Annotated in this window: 22 protein-coding genes; 8 read left to right on the top strand and 14 right to left on the bottom strand. The window is 72.2% G+C overall.

Annotation, left to right across the window (positions count from 1 at the left end):
- Positions 1 to 178 precede the first annotated feature (178 nt).
- Both ACFVSL_RS05445 and ACFVSL_RS05440 read right to left on the bottom strand, forming a co-directional pair.
- Entirely contained in the window at positions 179 to 973 is a 795-nt protein-coding gene (locus ACFVSL_RS05445) for an ABC transporter permease (RefSeq protein WP_386939157.1), read from the bottom strand.
- 27 nt (positions 974 to 1,000) lie between these two features.
- On the bottom strand, positions 1,001 to 2,017 hold the full coding sequence (locus ACFVSL_RS05440) for an ATP-binding cassette domain-containing protein (RefSeq protein WP_386939156.1): 1,017 nt from the start codon (positions 2,015 to 2,017) through the stop codon (positions 1,001 to 1,003).
- Between the two features lie 60 nt (positions 2,018 to 2,077).
- Between ACFVSL_RS05440 and ACFVSL_RS05435 the strand changes: the two genes are divergently transcribed.
- Complete coding sequence (locus tag ACFVSL_RS05435) at positions 2,078 to 3,076, top strand: helix-turn-helix transcriptional regulator (RefSeq protein WP_386939154.1); 999 nt, start codon at positions 2,078 to 2,080, stop codon at positions 3,074 to 3,076.
- 15 nt (positions 3,077 to 3,091) lie between these two features.
- On the opposite strand, the gene ACFVSL_RS05430 is transcribed toward ACFVSL_RS05435, so the two are convergent.
- Positions 3,092 to 3,712 (bottom strand): TetR/AcrR family transcriptional regulator, encoded by a 621-nt coding sequence (locus ACFVSL_RS05430; protein ID WP_386939153.1) that lies wholly within the window; start codon positions 3,710 to 3,712, stop codon positions 3,092 to 3,094.
- Between the two features lie 76 nt (positions 3,713 to 3,788).
- Here ACFVSL_RS05430 and ACFVSL_RS05425 point away from each other — a divergent pair, with 76 nt between their 5' ends.
- On the top strand, positions 3,789 to 4,067 hold the full coding sequence (locus tag ACFVSL_RS05425; protein ID WP_386939151.1) for a DUF1905 domain-containing protein: 279 nt from the start codon (positions 3,789 to 3,791) through the stop codon (positions 4,065 to 4,067).
- Positions 4,064 to 4,870, top strand: coding sequence for an alpha/beta fold hydrolase (locus tag ACFVSL_RS05420; RefSeq protein WP_386939149.1), 807 nt, complete (start codon positions 4,064 to 4,066; stop codon positions 4,868 to 4,870). The genes ACFVSL_RS05425 and ACFVSL_RS05420 overlap by 4 nt, the downstream gene beginning before the upstream one ends.
- 49 nt (positions 4,871 to 4,919) lie before the next feature.
- On the opposite strand, the gene ACFVSL_RS05415 is transcribed toward ACFVSL_RS05420, so the two are convergent.
- From ACFVSL_RS05415 to ACFVSL_RS05405, 3 genes are read right to left on the bottom strand one after another with little or no spacing between them, the layout of a single operon-like run.
- Complete coding sequence (locus ACFVSL_RS05415; RefSeq protein WP_386939147.1) at positions 4,920 to 5,372, bottom strand: META domain-containing protein; 453 nt, start codon at positions 5,370 to 5,372, stop codon at positions 4,920 to 4,922.
- 22 nt (positions 5,373 to 5,394) lie between these two features.
- Positions 5,395 to 5,826 carry an META domain-containing protein gene (locus tag ACFVSL_RS05410; RefSeq protein WP_386939145.1) on the bottom strand — a complete coding sequence of 144 codons (432 nt, stop codon included), beginning with the start codon at positions 5,824 to 5,826 and terminating at the stop codon, positions 5,395 to 5,397.
- A 59-nt stretch (positions 5,827 to 5,885) separates the two neighbouring features.
- Positions 5,886 to 6,821, bottom strand: coding sequence for a LysR family transcriptional regulator (locus tag ACFVSL_RS05405; protein WP_386939144.1), 936 nt, complete (start codon positions 6,819 to 6,821; stop codon positions 5,886 to 5,888).
- A gap of 157 nt (positions 6,822 to 6,978) precedes the next feature.
- Here ACFVSL_RS05405 and ACFVSL_RS05400 point away from each other — a divergent pair, with 157 nt between their 5' ends.
- Positions 6,979 to 10,656, top strand: a complete 3,678-nt coding sequence (locus ACFVSL_RS05400; protein WP_386939142.1) for a proline dehydrogenase family protein — start codon at positions 6,979 to 6,981, stop codon at positions 10,654 to 10,656.
- Positions 10,657 to 10,749: 93 nt separating this feature from the next.
- On the opposite strand, the gene ACFVSL_RS05395 is transcribed toward ACFVSL_RS05400, so the two are convergent.
- The 3 genes from ACFVSL_RS05395 to ACFVSL_RS05385 all read right to left on the bottom strand — a co-directional run bounded on the left by ACFVSL_RS05395 (position 10,750) and on the right by ACFVSL_RS05385 (position 12,667).
- A complete protein-coding gene (locus ACFVSL_RS05395) occupies positions 10,750 to 11,802 on the bottom strand; it encodes a hypothetical protein (RefSeq protein ID WP_386939141.1) in 1,053 nt (350 codons plus the stop codon).
- Positions 11,803 to 11,806: 4 nt separating this feature from the next.
- Positions 11,807 to 12,052 carry a hypothetical protein gene (locus ACFVSL_RS05390; protein ID WP_386939139.1) on the bottom strand — a complete coding sequence of 82 codons (246 nt, stop codon included), beginning with the start codon at positions 12,050 to 12,052 and terminating at the stop codon, positions 11,807 to 11,809.
- Positions 12,053 to 12,160: 108 nt separating this feature from the next.
- On the bottom strand, positions 12,161 to 12,667 hold the full coding sequence (locus ACFVSL_RS05385) for an ATP-dependent zinc protease (RefSeq protein ID WP_386939137.1): 507 nt from the start codon (positions 12,665 to 12,667) through the stop codon (positions 12,161 to 12,163).
- A gap of 26 nt (positions 12,668 to 12,693) precedes the next feature.
- On the opposite strand from ACFVSL_RS05385, the gene ACFVSL_RS05380 reads away from it, so the two are divergent.
- A complete protein-coding gene (locus tag ACFVSL_RS05380; protein ID WP_386939135.1) occupies positions 12,694 to 13,884 on the top strand; it encodes a RimK family alpha-L-glutamate ligase in 1,191 nt (396 codons plus the stop codon).
- A 2-nt stretch (positions 13,885 to 13,886) separates the two neighbouring features.
- On the opposite strand, the gene ACFVSL_RS05375 is transcribed toward ACFVSL_RS05380, so the two are convergent.
- The 5 genes from ACFVSL_RS05375 to ACFVSL_RS05355 form a co-directional block, all read right to left on the bottom strand.
- Positions 13,887 to 14,366, bottom strand: a complete 480-nt coding sequence (locus ACFVSL_RS05375) for an SRPBCC family protein (protein WP_386939134.1) — start codon at positions 14,364 to 14,366, stop codon at positions 13,887 to 13,889.
- Entirely contained in the window at positions 14,363 to 14,968 is a 606-nt protein-coding gene (locus ACFVSL_RS05370; protein WP_386939133.1) for a TetR/AcrR family transcriptional regulator, read from the bottom strand. The genes ACFVSL_RS05375 and ACFVSL_RS05370 overlap by 4 nt, the downstream gene beginning before the upstream one ends.
- 212 nt (positions 14,969 to 15,180) lie before the next feature.
- Positions 15,181 to 15,555, bottom strand: coding sequence for a GntR family transcriptional regulator (locus ACFVSL_RS05365; RefSeq protein ID WP_386939131.1), 375 nt, complete (start codon positions 15,553 to 15,555; stop codon positions 15,181 to 15,183).
- A gap of 16 nt (positions 15,556 to 15,571) precedes the next feature.
- A complete protein-coding gene (locus ACFVSL_RS05360) occupies positions 15,572 to 16,009 on the bottom strand; it encodes an Lrp/AsnC family transcriptional regulator (protein WP_022889580.1) in 438 nt (145 codons plus the stop codon).
- A gap of 71 nt (positions 16,010 to 16,080) precedes the next feature.
- Positions 16,081 to 16,701: a TetR/AcrR family transcriptional regulator C-terminal domain-containing protein gene (locus tag ACFVSL_RS05355; RefSeq protein WP_386939129.1), complete on the bottom strand. Its 621-nt coding sequence runs from the start codon at positions 16,699 to 16,701 to the stop codon at positions 16,081 to 16,083.
- Positions 16,702 to 16,820: 119 nt separating this feature from the next.
- Here ACFVSL_RS05355 and ACFVSL_RS05350 point away from each other — a divergent pair, with 119 nt between their 5' ends.
- From ACFVSL_RS05350 to ACFVSL_RS05340, 3 genes are all read left to right on the top strand, one after another.
- Positions 16,821 to 18,476 (top strand): amidohydrolase, encoded by a 1,656-nt coding sequence (locus tag ACFVSL_RS05350; protein WP_386939128.1) that lies wholly within the window; start codon positions 16,821 to 16,823, stop codon positions 18,474 to 18,476.
- A gap of 29 nt (positions 18,477 to 18,505) precedes the next feature.
- Positions 18,506 to 19,885 carry an APC family permease gene (locus tag ACFVSL_RS05345; protein ID WP_386939127.1) on the top strand — a complete coding sequence of 460 codons (1,380 nt, stop codon included), beginning with the start codon at positions 18,506 to 18,508 and terminating at the stop codon, positions 19,883 to 19,885.
- Between the two features lie 74 nt (positions 19,886 to 19,959).
- A complete protein-coding gene (locus ACFVSL_RS05340) occupies positions 19,960 to 20,763 on the top strand; it encodes an LLM class F420-dependent oxidoreductase (RefSeq protein WP_386939125.1) in 804 nt (267 codons plus the stop codon).
- The last annotated feature ends 17 nt before the right edge of the window (positions 20,764 to 20,780 follow it).

The raw sequence follows: 20,780 nt of genomic DNA, 5'->3' as shown, positions 1-20,780 counted from the left end.
TGCCCTGCGGCCGGCGCGGGAGCGATCAGGGAGTCGCCTTTCGGGTATGCCGGTCCCGCCTCATCGGTGAGGCGGAACCGGCAGAGGCGACTCGGCGGATCCCGTCGGGCCCATGCGACCGGCATCGTGAGTGGCGCGGTCGCCCCGCGCCACTCGGTGAGGCTCGGCCGGGCCCGGCTCAGCTCGCCCGGCGCATCGCCCGCACGCCGACGAGCACGCCGATCGCGCACGTCACGATCGCGGCGATCGCGCCGCCGACGACGGCCGGGTCGCCGAAGTCGCCCGCGAGCAGGGCCCGCTCGGCGCCGACGAGGTAGCTCAGCGGGTTCACCGCGGCCGCGACCTTCATCCAGCCGGGGCCGTCCTCGAGGGGCAGGAGCATGCCCGACAGGATCATCAGCGGGAACAGCAGGGTCTGGTGCACCATCCAGAACATCCAGTCGCGGTTGCGGCACGAGAGCGCGAGCGTGTAGCTCAGGGCGCCGAAGCCGATGCCGAAGACGGCGAGGATCACGAGGCCGACGACGAGCCCCGGGACATCCACCGCGAAGCCGAACGGCACCGCGACGAGCACGACGACCGTGCCCTGCACCACGAGGGGCACGACCTCCTTGAGGGCGCGACCGACGAGCAGCGCGCTGCGCGAGAGCGGCGCGACGAGCGTGCGCTCGTGCGACCCCGTCTGCATCTCGAAGAGCAGGTTGGCGCCGGTCGAGGCGGTGCCGAAGAGGGCGACCATCACGAGGATGCCGGGCACGAACCACTGGAGGGTGCCGGCGACGTCGCCGCCCGCCGCCCCGATGAGCAGCGGTCCGAACAGGCCGAGGAAGACGAGCGGCTGCACGAGCGAGAACATCACGCTGAACGGGTCGCGCACGAGCGGCTTCGACTCCCGGACGAAGACCGCGCCGGTGTCGCGGAGGAAGCCGGTCGGGCGGATGCCCGCGGTGGCGGTGGGTGCGGTGGTGGTCATGAGAACAGTCCTTTCAGAGGGAGCGGGTCAGGCGGCGACGGGCGAGGCGGTGTCGGCCGTCGCGGAGTCGCCGGGCTCGGCGTGTGCGGCCTCCTCGCGGAGGCTGCGGCCGGTGAGCGCGAGGAACACGTCGTCGAGGGTCGGCTGCCGATGCGTGGCCGCGGCGACGTCGATGCCGAGATCGGCGAGTTCGCGGATGTAGCGGGGCAGCGCCCGGTCGCCGCCGGGTGCCGTGACGGTCACGACGCGGGCGTCGCCGTCGCTCCCGTCGAGGTCGCCGCCGAAGCGGGCGGCGGCGGTCGCGGCATCCGATGCGCGATCGAACGCGAGGGTGACCCGGTCGCCGCCGAGCGACTCCTTGAGCGCCCAGGCGGTGTCGTCGGCGATGACCGATCCGTGGTCCATCACCATGACGCGCTCGGCGAGGCGGTCGGCCTCGTCGAGGTAGTGCGTCGTGAGGAAGATGGTCGTGCCCGTCGCGCGGCGCAGCTCGACGATGTGCTGCCACAGGTTCGCCCGGCTGTGCGGGTCGAGGCCCGTCGACGGCTCGTCGAGGAAGAGCAGCTCGGGACGGTGGATGAGCCCGAGCGCGATGTCGAGGCGGCGCTTCTGCCCGCCCGAGAGCGACTGCACGGTGCGGTTCGCGACCTGGCCGAGCTCGAGCGACTCGATGAGCTCGGCGGCGCGCGCCCGCGTCTCGCGCCGGCCGAGCCCGTAGAACGCGCCCTGGGCGTGCAGCTCGTCGCGCACGCGCTGCGTGTGCCCGCCCGAGCTGCCCTGCCCGACGTAGCCGATGCGGCGGCGCACGCCCGCCGGGTCGCGGCGGACGTCGCATCCGGCCACGACCGCGTCGCCGCTGGTCGCGGGCAGCAGCGTGGTGAGCATGCGGAGGGTCGTCGACTTGCCGGCGCCGTTCGGGCCGAGGAACGCGACGAGCTCGCCCTCGCCGACGGCGAGGTCGAGCGAACGGACGGCCTCGACGGTCTGCCCCTTCGAGCGGAACGTCTTCGTGAGGCCCTGTGCGGTGATCATCTGGTTCGTCATGACCCCAGCTTCTCGAGTCATCCGGTCACTTCCTGTCCGGTTTCACGAGAGAATCGGAACATGGGCGCGACCACCTCGAGAACCCTCGAACTCCTCTCACTGCTGCAGAGCCACCGGCACTGGTCGGCGCGCGAGCTCACGGGGCGGCTCGGCGTGAGCGACCGCACGCTGCGCCGCGACGTCGAGCGTCTGCGCGAGCTCGGCTACGGCATCGAGTCGCTGCGCGGCACCGCCGGCGGCTACCGGCTCGAGGCCGGCACCGGCCTGCCGCCGCTGCTGCTGAGCGACGACGAGGGCGTCGCGATCGCGCTCGGGCTGCGGTCGCAGGCGACCGCCGGCCTCCGCGGCGCGGAGCACACGACCCTCTCGGCGCTCGCGAAGATCGAGCAGGTGCTCCCGCCCGCGCTGCGTCGCCGCATCGAGGCGCTGCAGTCGCACACGGCGGTGGGCGCCGGCGGCGCGTGGAACCGGTCGGGCCGGCCCACGCCCGAGGTCGACACCGAGCTGCTCGGCGTCCTCGCGCTCGCCTGCCGCGACAGCGAGCGGCTGCGATTCAGGTACACGGATGCCGCGGGCGCGCCCTCGGCGCGCATCGTCGAGCCGTACCGGCTCGTGCCCGTCGCCCGCCGCTGGTACCTGCTCGCGTGGGACCGCGAACGCCTCGACTGGCGCACGTTCCGGCTCGACCGCATCAGCGAGGTGTTCTCGACCCGCGTGCGGTTCGAGCCCGAGGAGGTGAGCGAGGAGGCCGCGCGCGAGCGGGTCGAGCGAGCAGTGCGGCATCGGCGCCGGAGCATCCGCGCCCGCATCGTCGTCGAACTGCCGCAGGCCGAGCTCGTCGAGCACCTCGGCTGGTACGGTCGCGAGGTCGAGGCGGTCGACGCCGCGCACTGCGCCTGGCCGATCGAGGCCGAGACGGTCGAGGCGCTCGGCATGGCGCTCATGTGGCTGCCCGCGGGGGTCGGCTATCGCGTCGACGGCTCACCCGAGCTGGGGGAGTTCCTCGCCGTGCAGGCGGAGCGGTTCGCGGCTGCGGCGAAGGCATCGGCGTCCGCCTGAGCCGGACGGCGCTCGTCAGCCGCCGTGTATGCCGAAGGCGGCGAAGAACACGTCGAGGGCCGAGTCGACCTGGGCCTCGATCTGGGGCGCGGTCGGGATCGCCGCATCGCCGAGCAGCATCGCCCGGTTGACCGGCTCGCCCATCACCAGCCAGTTGAGCTGCGCGGCCGCCCGCTCGGCGTCGTCGACGCGCAGTGCGCCGGCCTCGCCGAGCTCGGCGATGAGGGCGGCGAGCTTGGTGATCGCGCGGCGCGGCCCCTGCTCGTAGAGGGCGGCCGCGAGCTCGGGGGAGCGCTGGAGCTCGCCGATCACCAGGCGGCGCAGGCTCAGCACGTCGGGAGCCATCACCGCGGTGAGCTGGGCGATGAGGAGCGCCCGGAGGGTCGCGCGGGCGTCGGCGGCGGGGTCGAACGCCGGCGGCGTCGGCACGGCGCGCCGCGCGGCGACGGTCTTCGCGGTGACGAGCTCGAGGAAGAGTGCGCGCTTGCTGCCGAAGTGGCTGTAGAGGGTCTGCTTGGCGACGCCGCACTCCTTCGCGATGGAGTCCATCGTCACCGACTCGTACCCCGTCGACAGGAACTGCCGCTCGGCCGCGAGGAGGGCGGCCTCGCGCTTCTGCAGTGAACTCGGGCGCATCTGAAGACCTCCTTGCAACATCATACTGATCAGTCTATATTCAAAAGAGACTCATCAGTCCAGAAACGAGGCGACCATGTCACGCAGACCAGCACTCGAATTCGACGCCGAGCTCCGGGTCGCGCCCGAAGCGGCCTCGTGGACCGTCTTCGAGGTCCCCGGCTCGCGCGCCGCCTTCGGCACCGGCAACCCGGTGCGGGTGATCGGCACGATCGACGGGCATCCCGTCGCGATCACGCTCATGCCCTCCGGCACGGGCATCCACCTCGGGCCCGTGAAGGCGGCGACCCGCAAGGCGATCGGCAAGGCCGCCGGCGACCGGGTGCACGTGCGACTCGAGCGGGCCGAGGCATGAGCGCCGTCGAGGCGGTGCAGACCGCCGCGGGCGACCGCGTCGTGTTCGATCGCCACGGCGAGGCCGGCGCACCTGCCGGGCTCTTCATCCAGGGCGCCGGGCCGACCCGTGCCGGCGACCCGGTGACGTCGGAGACGGCCCGGCTGCTCGCCGGGCGCGGCTTCCAGGCGCTCGTGTACGACCGCGTGGGCCGGGGCGACTCGGCAGCGGCCGGGCCGATCTCCCTCGAGCGCGAGCTCGACGCGATCGCGGCGCTCGCCGAGTCGGCAGCCGGTCCGGTCGTGCTCGTCGGGCACTCCTCGGGGTGCGCGATCGCCATGCTCGCGGCATCGCGAGTCGACCGCCTCGCGGGCCTCGTGCTGTGGGAGGCGCCCCTCGGCCAGTTCGCCGACGGTGCTCCCGCGTGGTGGGCCGAGGTCGAGCGACTGCTCGAGGCCGGCGAGCTCGAGGGGGCCGTCGCGGCCTACATGGTCGGCATGCCGCCCGAGTGGCTCGAGGAGCTCAAGCGGTCGCCCGACTACCCCGGGCTCGTGCACAGCTGGATCCCCGACGGGCGGGCACTCGCCGCGGTCGAATCGAGCGGGCCGGCCGCGACCGTCGGCGCGCTCGACGTGCCGGTGCTCGCGGTCGTGGGCACCGAGACCTTCCCCGGCATGGCAGCTGGGGCAGAGTCGATCGCGGCATCGGCCCCGCACGGCGTCAGCGAGGAACTGGCCGGGGCCTGGCACAGCTGGGACCCTGTGGCGATGGCCGCCCGGCTCGCCGTCATGCTCGACGCCCGCGGCGACGCACCGGGGAGCTGAACGGCTCGGGGTCGAACCGCACTGGCTGAGCCGCTCGGCCGCAGAACGCTCAGCCCGTGCGCTCGAGCGTGCCGATCACGACGTCGTCGTCGCCGAGCACGGTCATCGTGTCGCCGTCGATCGTCGCGTCGTCGAGCGCCGAGAGCCAGGTGTCGACGCCCTCGCACGCCATGCGCGTCGAGGCGACGTCGTCGAACTCGATCCGGCCGCCGCCCTCGTCCTCCCAGCGGCCCGTGAGGCGGTTGCAGCCGTCGCTACCGGCGAGAGTTCCGTCGGCGGCGAGCGAGAGCGACGGGGCGGTGGCGTCGTCCGTGTCGCCCCAGGCGCCCACCGCGCCCGCGGAGACCGGCAGCGACGAGGGTGCCGTCGCGGGGACGCTCGCCGGGGGAGTGTTCGAGGTGCCGGCGCTCGCGCACGCGCCGAACAGCAGGAGCGTCGCGGCCGCGAGCGAGACGGCGCACGCCGTGCTGGCGGCTCGCCGGCCCGGCCCCGAGCCGCTCATGCGCCGCCCGTCGCTTCGTGGCTCACTCGTCCTCGCCGGTCTGCTCCTCGCCGGAGCTCGAATGGAGCGTGCCGATCTCGGCGCCGTCCGAGCCGTACACCGTCATCGTGTCGTCGGCGATCGTGGCCTGGTCGAGCCCCGAGAGCCAGGTGTCGACGCCCTCGCAGGCCTTCATCGTCGACGCCGCGTCGTCGAACTGGACGTGGTCGGACTCGTCGACCGTCCAGGTGCCCGTCAGCTGGTTGCAGCCGTCGGTGCCGCTGAAGCTGCCGCCGTCCTCCAGTGTGAGCGACGGCGCCTCGGCGTCGTCGGCATCGCCCCAGGTGCCGGTCGGATCGATCGAACCGCCCTGCACCGAACCTGCTTCGCCGAGGCAGCCCGTCAGCGCGAGCAGCAGCACCGCTGCACTCGCGACGGCACCGGTGCCCCGTACGACCTTCCCCCGAGTCGTCATGCTCGCGACACTACTGCGATGCGGCGCGAACCGCCATGCCCCGAAGTCGGGGCGACCGTTCAGGGGGCCGCTGCGGACGACGGCGTCGCGGTCGCCCGTGCGGCGCGGGCGAGGGCGTCGCGGGAGGCGACGACGGCGGGGCGGGCGGCCGCCGCGTGCCGCGTCGAGGTGAAGACCTCGCGCTCGGGATGCCCCGGCAGGTCGACGAGCCGCACGCTCGGCGCCTCGCCCGCCCACACGAGGTCGGGCAGCAGCCCGACCGCGTTGCCCGAGCGGATCAGCCGGATGTGGGCCATGAGGTCGGCCGTCTCGAAGCGCACGTCGGGCTCGAACCCCGCCTCGCGGCAGAGCTGCTCGGCCCACTCGCGCGAGGCGGTGCCCTCGGGCTCGAGCACCCACGGCAGGTTCGCAGCCGTCTCGAGCCCGGCCGCCGCGGCGAGGCCGGCCGATCGGCCCGCCGGATGCGGCGGCAGCGCGAGGCGGATGGCATCGGCGGCGAGGTGCACGCGGTCGAGCTCGGCGCGATGCGCCCGGGTGTGGCCGGGGTACTGCTCGGCCACGACGAGGTCGAAGTCGCGCGCCGCCACCTCGAACAGGCCGACGTCGGGCTCGCGCTCGGTGATCTCGACGCGCAGGGCCGGGTGCTCGGCGCGCAGCAGCGTGAGCGCCTGGGGCACGACCGCGTGCGCCGCCGACTGGAACACCGCGATGCGCACGGTTCCGCCGACGGCGGTGAGCGAGCGTGCGACCTCGGACTCGGCCTCCTCGAGCCGGTCGAGGATCGCCCGGGCGTGCTCGACGAGCACGAGCGCCTGCGGGGTGAGCTGCACCCGCCGCCCGACCTGCACGAGCAGCGGCACGCCGGCCTCGCGCTCGAGCAGGCTGAGCTGCTGCGACACCGAGGACGGGCTGTACGAGAGGGCGTCGGCGACCGCCGTCAGCGTGCCGCGCTGGCTCAGTTCGACGAGCAGCCGGAGTCGGCGGACATCGAGCAAGGGGGCCTCCGTGGCATCCGATCGATCTTTCGGTTCCTCCGAACAGTATTCATCAGAATCATTCGCTGTACCGAATGGATGTCCCGGGCGCACACTTGATCCGACAGGCGCGCGTACCCCCGGCGCGCCCGAAGAAAAGGACACTACCCTCGTGACCATGTCGAACGCCGCCACGGATGCCCGGCCGGATACCGATCACGTCGTCGCCCTCGTGCGCCGCTGGCTCGAAGAGAGCGCGAAGCACCCCGTCGAGCCCGCCGCCCAGCGCCTCGCGGGCGTGCTGAAGGACCCGAACGGACTCGCCTTCACCGTCGGCTTCGTCGACGGCGTCATGCGCCCCGAAGACCTGGGCGTCGCCGGCCGCAACCTCGAGCAGGTCGCGAAGCTCACCCCGAAGTTCCTGCCCTGGTACCTGAAGGCCGCGATCCGCCTCGGCGGCGTCGTCGCGCCCGTGCTGCCGTGGGCGGTCATCCCGATCGCCCGCCGGGTGCTGCGCGCCATGGTCGGCCACCTCGTGCTCGACGCGACCCCCGACAAGCTCGGCCCCGCGATCGCGAAGCTGCGCGAGTCGGGCAACCGCCTGAACCTGAACCTCCTCGGCGAGGCCGTGCTCGGCGAGCAGGAGGCCGACCGCCGGCTCACCGGCACCTTCGAGTTCCTCGCCCGCGACGACGTCGACTACGTCTCGATCAAGGTGTCGTCGGTCGTCAGCCAGCTCTCGATGTGGTCGTTCGACGAGGCGGTCGCGAAGGTCGTCGCGAAGCTCACGCCCCTCTACGAGCTCGCTGCGGCGAGCGAGGCGCGCGGCAGGTCGAAGTTCATCAACCTCGACATGGAGGAGTACCGCGATCTCGACCTCACGATCGCGGTGTTCACGACCCTCCTCGACCAGCCGCAGCTGCGCGGCCTCGAGGCGGGCATCGTGCTGCAGACCTACCTCCCCGACGCCCTCGGCGCCATGCAGGAGCTGACGACCTGGGCGACCGCGCGTCGCGCCGGCGGCGGCGCCCCGATCAAGGTGCGCGTCGTCAAGGGCGCGAACCTCGCCATGGAGCACGTCGACGCCGCGGTGCACGGCTGGCCCGTCGCGACGTACGGCACCAAGCAGGACTCCGACACGAACTACAAGCGCGTGCTCGACTGGTCGATGACGCCCGAGCGCACGCACGCCGTGAAGCTCGGCGTCGCCGGCCACAACCTCTTCGACGTCGCCCACGCCTGGCTCACGGCGCGCGAGCGCGGGGTCGAGAGCCGGGTCGAGTTCGAGATGCTGCTCGGCATGGCCACGGGCCAGGCCGAGGCGGTGCGCGGCGACGTCGGCAACCTCCTGCTCTACACGCCCGTCGTGAACCCCTCCGAGTTCGACGTCGCGATCGCCTACCTGATCCGTCGCCTCGAAGAGAACGCGAGCGACGACAACTTCATGTCGGCGGTGTTCGAGCTCGCCGCGAACGAGGGCCTCTTCGAGCGCGAGCGCGCCCGCTACGAGCGTTCGCTCGCCGCGCTCGAGGCGGAGGTCTCGGCGCCCGCCCCGAATCGCACGCAGAACCGCCGCACCGAGTGGGACGGCGACGCCCTCGCCGCCGCCATTGCCGGCCCCGAGGCCCCTGCGCCCGGCACCGAGCACGACGACGACGCCTCGCTCACGAGCGTCGTGCTCGGCATCACGCGCGGCTCGGGCGGCACCCAGCTGACCGACGCCGTGGCATCCGGATTCGCGACGGCCGACGACGCGGCGGTTCCTGCCGGAGCCGCACCGGCCGCCGCCGTCCCGAGCGGGCCCGGCGTGACGCCCGGCTTCGCGAACGAGCCCGACACCGACCCGGCGCTCGCGCCGAACCGCGAATGGGGCCGCCGCATCCTCGCCCGCGTGCCCGACACCACGCTCGGCCTCGCGACAATCGCCGCCGCCCGCGTCGACGACGAGGCCGAGCTCGAGCGGATCATCGCGACCGTCGCCGCCCGCGGCAAGGCCTGGGGCGAGCTGCCCGGCGCCGAGCGCGCCGCGGTGCTGCACCGCGCGGGCCTCGCCCTCGCGGCGAACCGCGATCGCCTGATCGAGGTCATGGCCGCCGAGACCGGCAAGACCATCGCCGAGGCCGACCCCGAGATCAGCGAGGCGATCGACTTCGCCCACTACTACGCCGAGCGCGCCCGCGAGCTCGACCACGTGCAGGGCGCGACCTTCGTGCCGTCCAAGCTCACCGTCGTGACCCCGCCGTGGAACTTCCCCGTCGCGATCCCCGCCGGCGGCGTGCTCGCCGCGCTCGCCGCGGGCTCGGGCGTCGTCATCAAGCCCGCCAAGCTCGCGCAGCGCTCCGGCGCCGTCATGGTCGAGGCGCTGTGGGAGGCCGGCATCCCCAAGGACCTGCTCGCCCTCGTCGACATCGGCGAACGCGAGCTCGGCAAGCAGCTCGTCTCGCACCCCGCCGTCGACCGGGTCATCCTCACGGGCGCGTACGAGACGGCGCAGCTGTTCCGCTCGTTCCGCGAGGACCTGCCGCTGCTCGCCGAGACGAGCGGCAAGAACGCGATCATCGTCACGCCCTCGGCGGACCTCGACCTCGCGGCCTCCGACGTCGTGAAGAGCGCCTTCGGCCACGCCGGCCAGAAGTGCTCGGCCGCCTCGCTCGTGATCCTCGTCGGCTCGGTGGCGAAGTCCGAGCGCTTCCACCGCCAGCTCGTCGACGCCGCCACCTCGCTCCGCGTCGGCTACCCGGCCGACGCGCAGAGCCAGATGGGCCCGATCATCGAGCCCGCGAACGGCAAGCTGCTGCACGCGCTCACCCAGCTCGGCATCGGCGAGCAGTGGCTCGTCGAGCCGAAGCAGCTCGACGACAGCGGCAAGCTGTGGTCGCCCGGCGTGCGCGCCGGCGTCGCACCCGGCTCGTACTTCCACCTCACCGAGTTCTTCGGGCCGGTGCTCGGCATCATGCACGCGAAGGACCTCGACGAGGCGATCCGCATCCAGAACGCCGTCGACTACGGGCTCACCGCGGGCCTCCACTCGCTCGACTCGGGCGAGCTCGCGACCTGGCTCGACAGGGTCGAGGCCGGCAACCTCTACGTCAACCGCGGCATCACGGGCGCGATCGTCGAGCGGCAGCCGTTCGGCGGCTGGAAGCGCTCGGCCGTCGGCGCCGGCGCCAAGGCGGGCGGTCCGAACTACCTGTTCGGCCTCGGCGACTGGGTGCCCGCTAGCGGGCACTCGTCGAGCTCGCTGCACCTGCGCGGACTCGAGCGCCGCGTCTCGGAGCTCATCGAGGCCTCGCAGTCGGCCCTCGACTACGACTCGTTCGAGGTGCTGCGCCGCTCGGCGCTCTCCGACGAGGTCGCGTGGGCCGAGGAGTACGGCACCGTGAAGGACGTCTCGGGCGTCGGCGTCGAGCGCAACCTCTTCCGCTACCGCTCGCTGCCGGTGGCGGTGCGCATCGGCGAGCGCGCCTCGCTCGCCGAAGCCCTGCGCGTCATCGCGGCAGGCCTGCTCGCCAAGTCGGCGTTCACCGTCTCGTCGGCCGTCGAGCTGCCGAAGGGCGTGCGCACGCTGCTCGGCGCGCGCGACATCCGGATCGTGCGCGAGGGCGATGCCGCCTGGCTCGGCCGCGTGGCGAAGGACGCGGCGGCGGCACTCGGCGCGAGCCGGGTCCGCCTCGTCGGCGGGGATGCCTCGGCGCTGGCCTCGGCGCTCGGCGGCACCCCCGACGTGGCCGTCTGGTCGCACCCCGTGACGGCCTCCGGCCGGGTCGAGCTGCTGCCGTTCCTGCACGAGCAGGCGATCTCGATCACGAACCACCGCTTCGGCAACCCGACGACGCTCTCGGACGGGGTGATCTGATCGACCCGAGCCCGCTTCGGGCCGCACCCTGCGCGTGAGCAGGATGAGCCGGTCGGCAGCCCCGCATCACGGGGTGCCGGCCCGCTCATCCTGTCAGGGGCGGTGAGCGCCGCCCGGGCGGAAGACGAGCACCTCGCCGCGGCGCCGTCGCTCGAGGGTGAGGCCGAGGTCCTGCAGGCGCCCGATCACGCGTCGCGAGAGCGGCGGCAGCTCGGCGGTGAACCCGTCTCGGGGCGCCGCGACACCGGCGACGAGCGACACGTCGAGGCCGCTGCCACGCACCTCGAGGCGGGCGTAGTCGCTGCGGGCGCGCCAGACCAGGAGCTCGAGGTCCCGGTAGGGGAGGCGCTGAACGGCGGCGTCGGCGCCGATCACGAGCCGCAGCTCGTCGTCGCCGAACTCGACGACGGAGTCGACGGTGCGCGCGCGCATCCGCCGCCGGAACAGCAGGTAGGCGGGCAGCGCGATGAACACGCCGACGAAGACGATCGCGAATCGGGGGCCGAGGTTCATGACGACGTCGTCGACCGCGATGAGCGCGACGGTGCACAGGATGCCGCCGACGAGGGTGATCGCGATGATGATGCCGGTGAGCGTGCTCATGCGCAGCGGCACCGCGGCGAATCGCACCGCCGAGCCGCGGCCGTGAGTGGCGCGCTCCCACTCGGGCGTGACGCGGGCCGGCCTGCCGGCCGCGCGCCGGGCGTCGCGGGCGCCGATGGCGGCGGTGGCGCGCGAGATGAGCCCGAGCCAGATCCATGCCGAGGCCGGGATCGCCGCGAATTGCAGGATGACGAATCCGGCGGCGACCCACTCGGGCGCTGCCTCGAGCAGCGCGGGGGCCACGTCGACGGCGAACCAGACGAACGCCGCCGCGATCACCGCACCGAGCACGTGCACGACGGCGCCCGTGCGCGCAGGGGTCATGCTGAGCGTCGCATTCACGAACGCGAAGCCGCACAGCCAACCGCCGACGAGCATCAGCAGGTACGGCACGAACTCCATGCCCTGCCCAGCCAGGAACCACGGCACGGTCAGGGCGAGGCACACCGCGGCCCAGATGAGCGGGCTGCCGACGAGTCGTCGCCACAGCGCCGCCCGCACGGCCGGAGTCTCGGCCGGCTCCGCGACCGTCGTCGCCGTCATGCGGTCAGTCCGTCCGTGACGGGTCGGGAGCAGCTGCGAGTGCGGGGCCGTCCTCGATCTCCCAGTCGCCGCGCGGCCAGTGCGCGGGCACCCTCCCCGTCGTGCGGTAGTGCAGCACGCCCTGCTCGTCGACGCTGACGTGCAGCGTTCGCCGGACGATCGGAAAGGTGGGTGCGCCGCCGAGCCAGTACAACGGGTTGATGAGCTCGACGAGCAGACGCCAGGCGGGCGGCGAGACGTCGTGCTCCATCCTCAGCTCGAACGGAGGCGAACCCTCCAGCGCAGTCCACCCCTGGTTCATCCGGAGCATCATCTCGCGCCGCAACGCAGCGCTGCGGGCACCTTCGTTCACGACGGCTCACCGCCCGCGGTTGCGGCGGCGGATGCCCCTGGGTGCCCGCCCTCCGACGAACGAGCGGGCCGAGTCGACGACGAAGCCCTGGCGCAGCGCCTCGCGCCCGATGAGCATGCGGAAGCCCATCTCGTCGCGGTTCGTGAGGGTCACCTCGGCGGTGACGGTGCGCTCGCGCAGCACGAGGTCGAGGAGCACCACGATGCGCTCTTCCGAGTGGCCGGAGGAGCTGCGCACCTGCCGCCGGTCGTGCACGGGCAGCTCGACGACGACCGCGTCGTCCTCGCTCTCCTGCCAGGGGCGGATGCCGAAGCGGACGCGGCCGAGCGACGGCCCCGCCGAGGCCTCCGCGTCGTCGGCCTCGCCCGGAAGCTCTTCGACGTCGAACGCGTGCAGCGACGACGAGCGGGCGCCCGTGTCGAGCTTCGCCTTGATCCAGGGCACTCCGGCATTCGGCAGGCTCACCCATTCGCGCCACCCGGCGATGGTGCTTGAATGGGATTCCTCGTTCACTCGACCATCTTGGCAGGGCTCACCCGATGAAACTCGCGATCCTCTCGCGCGCGCCGCAGGCGTACTCGACCCAGCGACTGCGCGCCGCCGCGCAGCAGCGCGGTCACCAGGTGAAGGTGCTCAACACCCTGCGCTTCGCGATCGACCTCTCGGGGCCCGAGCCCGACCTCCAGTTCCGCGGCCGTCCGCTCTCCGACTACGACGCGATCCTGCCGCGCATCGGCAACTCGATCACGTACTTCGGCACCGCCGTGGTGCGGCAGTTCGAGCAGATGGACGTCTACACGCCGAACACGGCGAACGGCATCTCGAACGCCCGCGACAAGCTGCGCGCGAACCAGATCCTCTCTCGCCACAACATCGCGCTGCCGCCCACCGCCTTCGTGCGCAACCGCGCCGACGTGCGGCCCGCGATCGAGCAGGTCGGCGGCGCCCCCGTCGTCATCAAGCTGCTCGAGGGCACGCAGGGCATCGGCGTCATCCTCGCGCCGCAGGTCAAGGTGGCCGAGGCGATCATCGAGACGCTGCACTCGACGAAGCAGAACGTGCTCATCCAGAAGTTCATCGCCGAGAGCCGCGGTCGTGACATCCGCGCCCTCGTCGTCGGCGACCGCGTCGTCGCCGCGATGCGCCGCGTCGCGAACGGCGACGAGTTCCGCTCGAACGTGCACCGCGGCGGCAGCGTCGAGGCGGTCGAGCTCTCGCCCGAGTACGAGCTCGCGGCGGTGCGCTCGGCGCAGATCATGGGCCTCAAGGTCGCGGGCGTCGACATGCTCGAGGGCAACGACGGGCCTCTCGTGATGGAGGTCAACTCCTCGCCGGGCCTCCAGGGCATCGAGACGGCGACGAACCTCGACGTCGCGGGCGCGATCATCGACTACATGGCGAACCAGGTGGCGTTCCCCGAGATCGACGTGCGCCAGCGGCTCACAGTCTCGACCGGGTATGGCGTCGCCGAGCTGCTCGTGCACGGCAACGCCGACCTGGTGGGCAAGACGCTCGGCGAATCGGGTCTCTGGGAGCGCGACATCACGGTGCTGACGCTGCACCGCGGCACCACCGTCATCCCCAACCCGCGCAAGGGCGTGGTGCTCGAGGCCGACGACCGCCTGCTCTGCTTCGGCAAGCTCGAGGAGATGCGCTCGATGATCCCCGAGCGCCGCCGCCGTCGCGCGAAGGTGCGCAAGCTCCCGAAGCAGCCGATCCCGGAGAGCTGAGCTCAGTCGCCGCCGTCGGCGACGGTTTCGGCGTCGGCGCGTCGGGGGACTGCTTCGACGGCGACGACGAGGTCGTCGGCGATGCGCTCGCCGCGGCGGTCGCGCCGCATGAGCGGCTCGAACAGCCGGAGCATTCCGTGCGGCTGCATGCGCACGTCGATGTGCAGCCGGGAGGAACGGGCATCGATCGGCTCGATCGTCTCGCGGATCGCGAAGTCGAACGGGCCGTCGAGCTGGCGGAACGCTACGGCCTCGTCAGGCGCGAACTCCGTGCACTCGTACTCGATCTCGCTGCGCCGTCGACCGTCCTGTCGGACCATCACGCCGCGGCTGCCGACGCGCACCGGCCCCGGCGTCGTGCGTCGCACCTCGAGGACCTCGCGCTCCCACTTCGGATGGTTCTCGAAGACGTTGACGGCGATGAAGTCGAACACCTCGTGAGCGGAGCGGTCGATGTCGCGGCTCGTCTCGTTGTGGATCATGATCCCATTCCCTTCGTGGTCTCGTCGGGTCGGTGGCTCGCCCGGAGGAGCGTGCCGGTGAGGGTCCGGATGCTCCAGGCGCTGAATTCCTCCGGCGTCCACCCGCGGTCGCGGACGAGGCCGTTGAACGTCTCGAGGCTCTGGATCACCTCGAACACGTCGGCCGCGCGCTCGGCCGGGAGTACCAGCGCGCTGCGTTCGGCGAACGGCCGGAACACCGCCTCGACGGCCGCGCGCTTGCGGGCCATGTTGCCGCGGTGGAGCTCGGCGACACCCGGGTCGCTGCGCACTGCCGCGGCGAGTGCCTCGGCGAGCGGGGCAAGGCGTTCGAGGATGCCGCTTCCTCCGGTCACCAGGAGCTCGATCGCCTTGCCGGGGTCTGGTTCGGCGAGGGCGGCGCCGTACCAGTCGCGCCGCTCGACGTCGTGCGGTTCACCGGGGGATCCCCGTCGCGCGTCGAGGACGGCGCCGAGGAGTCCGGCCTTGTTGTGGAACGTGAAGTAGACGAACGCCTCCGAGACCTCCGCCAGCTCGGCGACGGCGGAGAAGGTCGTCGGCTGGAAGCCGCGGTCGGCGAACAGCTCGAAGGCGGCATCGATCATGCGCCGCCGCGTCAGCGCGGCGCGATCGGATCGCGAGATCGGAACGCTCGCCTCAGTGAACATGAGAAAAGTTCACTAGAGTGTGGCACTAGTGTCAAGCTCCAACAGGACGAACGGCTTGCATGCCCACTCGTCCGATCGGCGGCGCACGCGTCGGAGTGGAGGTGTCGCGGATCCGTGCGCGCGGCGCAGGCGAGGGTGGGTGGGCCGGGTCAGCCGGCGTCGAGCGCGGCCGACACGATGGCCTTCGCATCGGATGCCTCGACCCCGAGCCTGCGCGCGAGGGCGGCGTAGTCGGCGGCCGCCTGCTGCAGCCGTCGCTCGCCCGGGTCGCCGTGCTCGGCAACGAAGGTGCCGTTGCGCCCGCGCCCCTCGATGACCCCGTCGGCCTCGAGCGCCTTGTACGCCTTCGCGACCGTGTTCACCGCGAGCCCGAGCTGCTCGGCGAGGCCGCGCACGGTCGGGAGCTTCGAGCCCGGTGCGAGCTGACCGTTCGCCACCGCGGCGACGACGGCGCGCTGCAGCTGCTCGTAGGGGGCTGCGGCCGCGGCGAGGTCGATCGAGAGGCTGAGGTTCGAGGCGTCCATGTCGGTCGTCGCGGCGTCAGTCGCGGTTGCGGTTCACCAGGCGCGAGAGCACGATCGCACTGCGCGTGTGGTCGACGTTCGGGGCGATCCGCACCCGCTCGAGGGCGTCTTCGAGCGAGGCGATGTCGCGCGCGCGGATCTGCACGATCGCGTCGGCGCTGCCCGTGACCGTGCCCGCGTAGACCACCTCGGGCACGTCCTGGAGGATGCGCTTGAGCTCGTCGGGCGCGACGGTGCCCCGGCAGAAGAGCTCGACGTAGGCCTCGGTCGACATGCCGTCGACGGTGGGGTCGACCTGGATGGTGAACGAGCGGATCACGCCGTCGGCGACGAGCCGGTCGACGCGGCGCTTGACCGCCGAGGCGCTGAGGCCGACCGACGACCCGATGTCGCCGTACCCGGCCCGGGAATTCTGCCGGAGCAGGTCGAGGATGGCGCGATCGAGGTTGTCCATGGTGGGAGTGTACGCGGGTTCTTTGCGCCATGACACCCGTTCGCGCGGGATTCGTGCGGGAGGTGCGCCGTTCAGTCGATGGTGGCGAGTGCCGCGCGCCGGGCGCGGAGGCCGTCGAGGAGCGCGGCGATGCCCAGCTCGAACGCCGCGATGGCGCTCGTGGACTCCCCGTAGCGGGGGTCGAGCGCGGCATGGGCCCGCTCGAGCTCGGCGGGCACGGAGCCCTGGTCGAGCATGTCGCTCGGGGCCACGATGTCGAGCGCCGAGCCGAGCACGTGCGCCTCGACCGTGCGCATCACGGCGACCGCGTCCTGCAGGGGCCAGCCGCCGTCGATCAGCGCGCCGATGACCGTGTCGTAGATCACGAACGTCGACACGTCGCGGATCGGCGTCGTCGCGAGCACGCGGATGAGGTTCGGGTGGGCCGCGAAGACGGTGAGGTACGAGCGCGCCCAGCCCTCGAGCCCGACGTCCCACGGCTGCCCGTCGAAGGGCGAGGTGTCGATGCCCTCGACGATGCGGGCGCGCACGAGCTCGATGAGCTCGTCGCGGCTGCCGACGTGGTTGTAGAGCGAGGACACCTGCCGGTTCACGCGCTTCGCGAGGCTGCGCATGGTGAGCGCGTCGCTGCCGTGCTCGTCGACGAGTGCGAGGGCGGCCTCGACGAGCTGCTCGCGATTCACCGTCGACATCGATCCACCTCGACTCTTCCGTCTGCCCTTCGCAGAGTGTAACCTCTCAGCACTGATACGAACAGTGTTCGTATGAACACTGTTCGTACGACGCTCCCGGCTCACGAAGGCAACGGTGCATGACCACGATCCACTTCTCCGGCGGAACCATCTGGCGCGGCGCGGGGGCGCCCGAGGCGCGCACGCTCTTCGTGCGCGACGGTGCGGTCGTCGCCTTCGACGATGAGGCGGATGCCGCGGCCGACGCGGCGCTCGAGTCCACCGAGGTGGAGGCGGTCGACCTCGACGGCGGCTTCCTCATGCCCTCGTTCGGCGACGGGCATGCCCACCCGCTGTTCGGCGGCCTGGAGGCCGAGGGGCCGGTGGTGCGCGACTGCACCACCGTCGACGAGATCGTCGCCGCGGTCGCGGAGTACGCCGCCGCGAACCCCGACCTCGAGTGGATCATCGGCGCCTCCTACGACCCGAGCCTCGTCGCAGAGGGGCTCTTCGACGCGCGCTGGCTCGACGCGGCCGTCGCCGACCGCCCGGTCGTGCTGCGCGCCTACGACTACCACACCGTGTGGGTGAACTCGCGGGCGCTCGAGCTCGCCGGCATCGACGCCGAGACCCCCGACCCCGTGCTCGGCGAGATCATGCGCCGGACCGACGGCACCCCGCTCGGCACCCTGCGCGAGTGGGGCGCCGTCGACCTCGTGCTCGATGCCGCCGGAGTGCGGCCCGCCGAGGAGCGCATGCGCGCCCTGCGACGTGCCGGCGAGTACTACCTCGAGCGCGGCGTCACCTGGGTGCAGGACGCCTGGGTCGAGCCCGGCGACGTCGACAGCTACCTCGAGGCGGCGGAACGCGACATCCTGCCGGTGCGATTCAATCTCGCGCTCTACGCCGACCCCCGCCGCTTCGCCGAGCAGCTGCCGCGGATGCGCGAGTCGCGGGACCGCGTCGCGGCCCTCGGCTCGCCGATGCTCACGGCGAACACCGTGAAGTTCTTCGCCGACGGGGTGATCGAGTCCGAGACGGGCGCGCTCCTCGAGCCCTACTGCTCAGGGCTGCACGACCACGGCGAACGCAAGCTCGGCATGACGGTCTGGGAGGGCGACTCGCTCCAGGACGCGGTGCTCGCCGTCGACGCCGCGGGGTTCCAGGTGCACATCCACGCGATCGGCGACGCCGCCGTGCGCCAGGCCCTCGACGCGATCGAGCGTGCGATCGACGCCAACGGGCCGCGCGACCGCCGCCCGGTGATCGCACACGCCCAGCTCGTCGACGAGTCGGACCTCGCCAGGTTCGCCGAGCTCGGCGCGGTCGCCTGCATGCAGCCGCTCTGGGCGCAGCTCGACCCCCTGATGACCGTGCTCACGGTGCCTCGCCTCGGCCAGGAGCGCGCCGACCGGCAGTACCGGCTGCGCACGATCGACGAGTCGGGCGCCGTGCTCTCCTTCGGCTCCGACTGGCCCGTCAGCTCGGGAGCCCCGCTCGACGGCCTCGCGATCGCCGTGTCGCGGCGCACGAGCGACGGCGTGCCCGAGGGCGGCTGGACGCCCGAGGAGATCCTTCCCGTCGACCGCGCGCTCGACGCCTATTCGACCGCCGTCGCCCACCAGGCGTTCGCCGACGAGGCATCCACTCCCTGGGGCCGCATCGAACCCGGTGCGAGCGCCGACCTCGTCCACCTCGCGCGCGACCCGCGCGACGTCCCCGCCGGCGAGCTCGCCGGTGTTCCCGTCATCGCCACCTACCTCGCAGGAAGCCCCCGATACCGCGCCGCAACGTAGCCGCGCACCCACGAAAGGATCCCCCGTCCATGTCCCAGTCCCCGGCCCCCGAACCGCTGATCTCGCCGACCCAGGCCACCGCGCAGGTGACCCAGGGCCGCTTCAAGCGGGTGCTCGGCACCCCCTCGCTGGTGCTCTTCGGCCTCGTCTACATGGTGCCGCTCACCGTGTTCACGACCTACGGCATCGTCACGCAGCTCACCGGCGGGCGCGTGCCCGTCGCCTACCTGATCACCCTCATCGCGATGGTGTTCACCGCCCGCTCCTACGCGCGCATGTCGGTCGCCTACCCGTACGCGGGCTCGGCCTACGTCTACACGCAACGCAGCTTCGGCGGCGCCGTCGGCTTCCTCTCGGGCTGGGCACTGCTGCTCGACTACCTGTTCCTGCCGATGATCAACTACCTCGTGCTCGGCATCTACCTCTCGGCCTCGTTCCCCGGCATCCCCGCCTGGGTCTTCGTCGTCGGCGCGATCGCCCTCGTCACCGTGCTCAACGTGGTCGGCATCGTCTCGGTGAACCGCACGAACCTCGTCATCATCGCGGTGCAGACGATCTTCATCGTCGTGTTCCTCGCGCTCGCCTTCTCGACGGCGGCCGGCAACGGCGTCGACCCGCTGCTGCCCTTCACGGGCGACGGCACCGTCGAGGGCTTCGGGGCGCTGTTCGCCGGCGCCGCGATCCTCTGCCTGTCGTTCCTCGGCTTCGACTCGGTGTCGACCCTCGCCGAGGAGGCGAAGGACGCGAAGCGCTCGGTGCCCCGCGCGATCATGATCACGACCATCGGCGCGGGCGCGATCTTCATCGTGATCTCGTACGCCGCGCAGCTCGTGTTCCCGTCGAACGCCTTCACCGACGTCGACTCGGCCGGCCTCGACGTGGTCGCCGCCGCCGGGGGCGAATGGCTCTCGACGCTGTTCATCGCGGGCTACGTCGCCGGGGCGACCGGCTCGGCCCTCACCTCGCAGGCCTCGGTCGCCCGCATCCTCTTCGCGATGGGCCGCGACGGCGTGCTGCCGCGCGCGGTCTTCGGGCGGCTGAGCAAGCGCTTCGGCACCCCGGTCATCGCGGTGCTCGTCGTCTCGGCGATCTCGATGCTCGCGCTCGTGTTCGACCTGCTGCTGCTCAGCGAGATGATCAGCTTCGGCGCCCTCATCGCCTTCTCGGTCGTGAACCTCTCGGTGATCAAGCACTACTTCATCGACGGCCGCGAGCGCTCGGGCATCGCCGTGCTGAACAACCTCGTGCTGCCGCTCATCGGATTCGCGCTGACGGTGTGGCTCTGGACGAGCCTCTCGGGCCGCACCTTCATCATCGGCCTCTCGTGGCTCGCATTCGGCGTGATCATCCTCGCGATCGCGACGAAGGGATTCCGTCGGCCCGTGCCGATGCTCGATCTGAAGGAGTGAGCCCCGTCGAGACGCCCGCCTCGAGGTCGAGGCGGGCGTCTCGACGTACCCGGCCGGGGATCTAGGCTGTGCGCATGCCCTACGACGATCGCGTACGCCTCGGCGTGCAGCTGCAGCCCGAGCACGCCCGCTACGAGTCGATCCGCGACGCGGTGCTGCGGCTCGAGGACCTCGGCGCCGACCTCGTCTTCAACTGGGACCACTTCTTCCCGCTCCACGGCGACCGCGACGGCCTGCACTTCGAGGCGTGGACGATGCTCGGCGCGTGGGCCGAGCAGACCGAGCGCATCGAGTTCGGCACGCTCGTGAACTGCAACTCGTACCGCAACGCCGACCTGCAGGCCGACATGGCCCGCACGCTCGACCACATCTCGGCCAAGGGCACGGGCGTGGGCCGCTTCGTGTTCGGCACGGGCGCTGGCTGGTTCGAGCGCGACTACGACGAGTACGGCTACGAGTTCGGCACCCGCGGCTCGCGCCTCAACGACCTCGCCGCGGCGCTGCCGCGCATCGAGGCGCGCTGGGCGAAGCTCAATCCGGCGCCGACCCGCCCCATCCCCGTGATGATCGGCGGCAAGGGCGAGCAGAAGACGCTGCGCCTCGTCGCGAAGCACGCCGACATCTGGCACTCGTTCGTCGCGCCCGACGAGCTCGCGCACAAGCTCGACGTGCTGCGTCGCTGGGGCGACGAGGTCGGGCGGGATGTCTCGGAGATCACGGTCTCGAACGAGCTCGACCGGCGCGGCCTCGACGTCGAGCACGCCGATGCCCTCCACGACGCGGGGGTGCGGCTCTTCACGATCGGGGTCGACGGGCCCGACTACGACCTCGAGCCGGTGAAGCGCTGGCTCGCCTGGCGCGACGCGCGCAACGGCTGAACTCGGGCAGGGGGCGC

Origin of the sequence: Agromyces sp. NPDC058064, from assembly GCF_042885275.1 — a bacterium.
GTDB lineage: Bacteria > Actinomycetota > Actinomycetes > Actinomycetales > Microbacteriaceae > Agromyces.
This window is presented reverse-complemented; position numbering and strand designations above follow the sequence as displayed.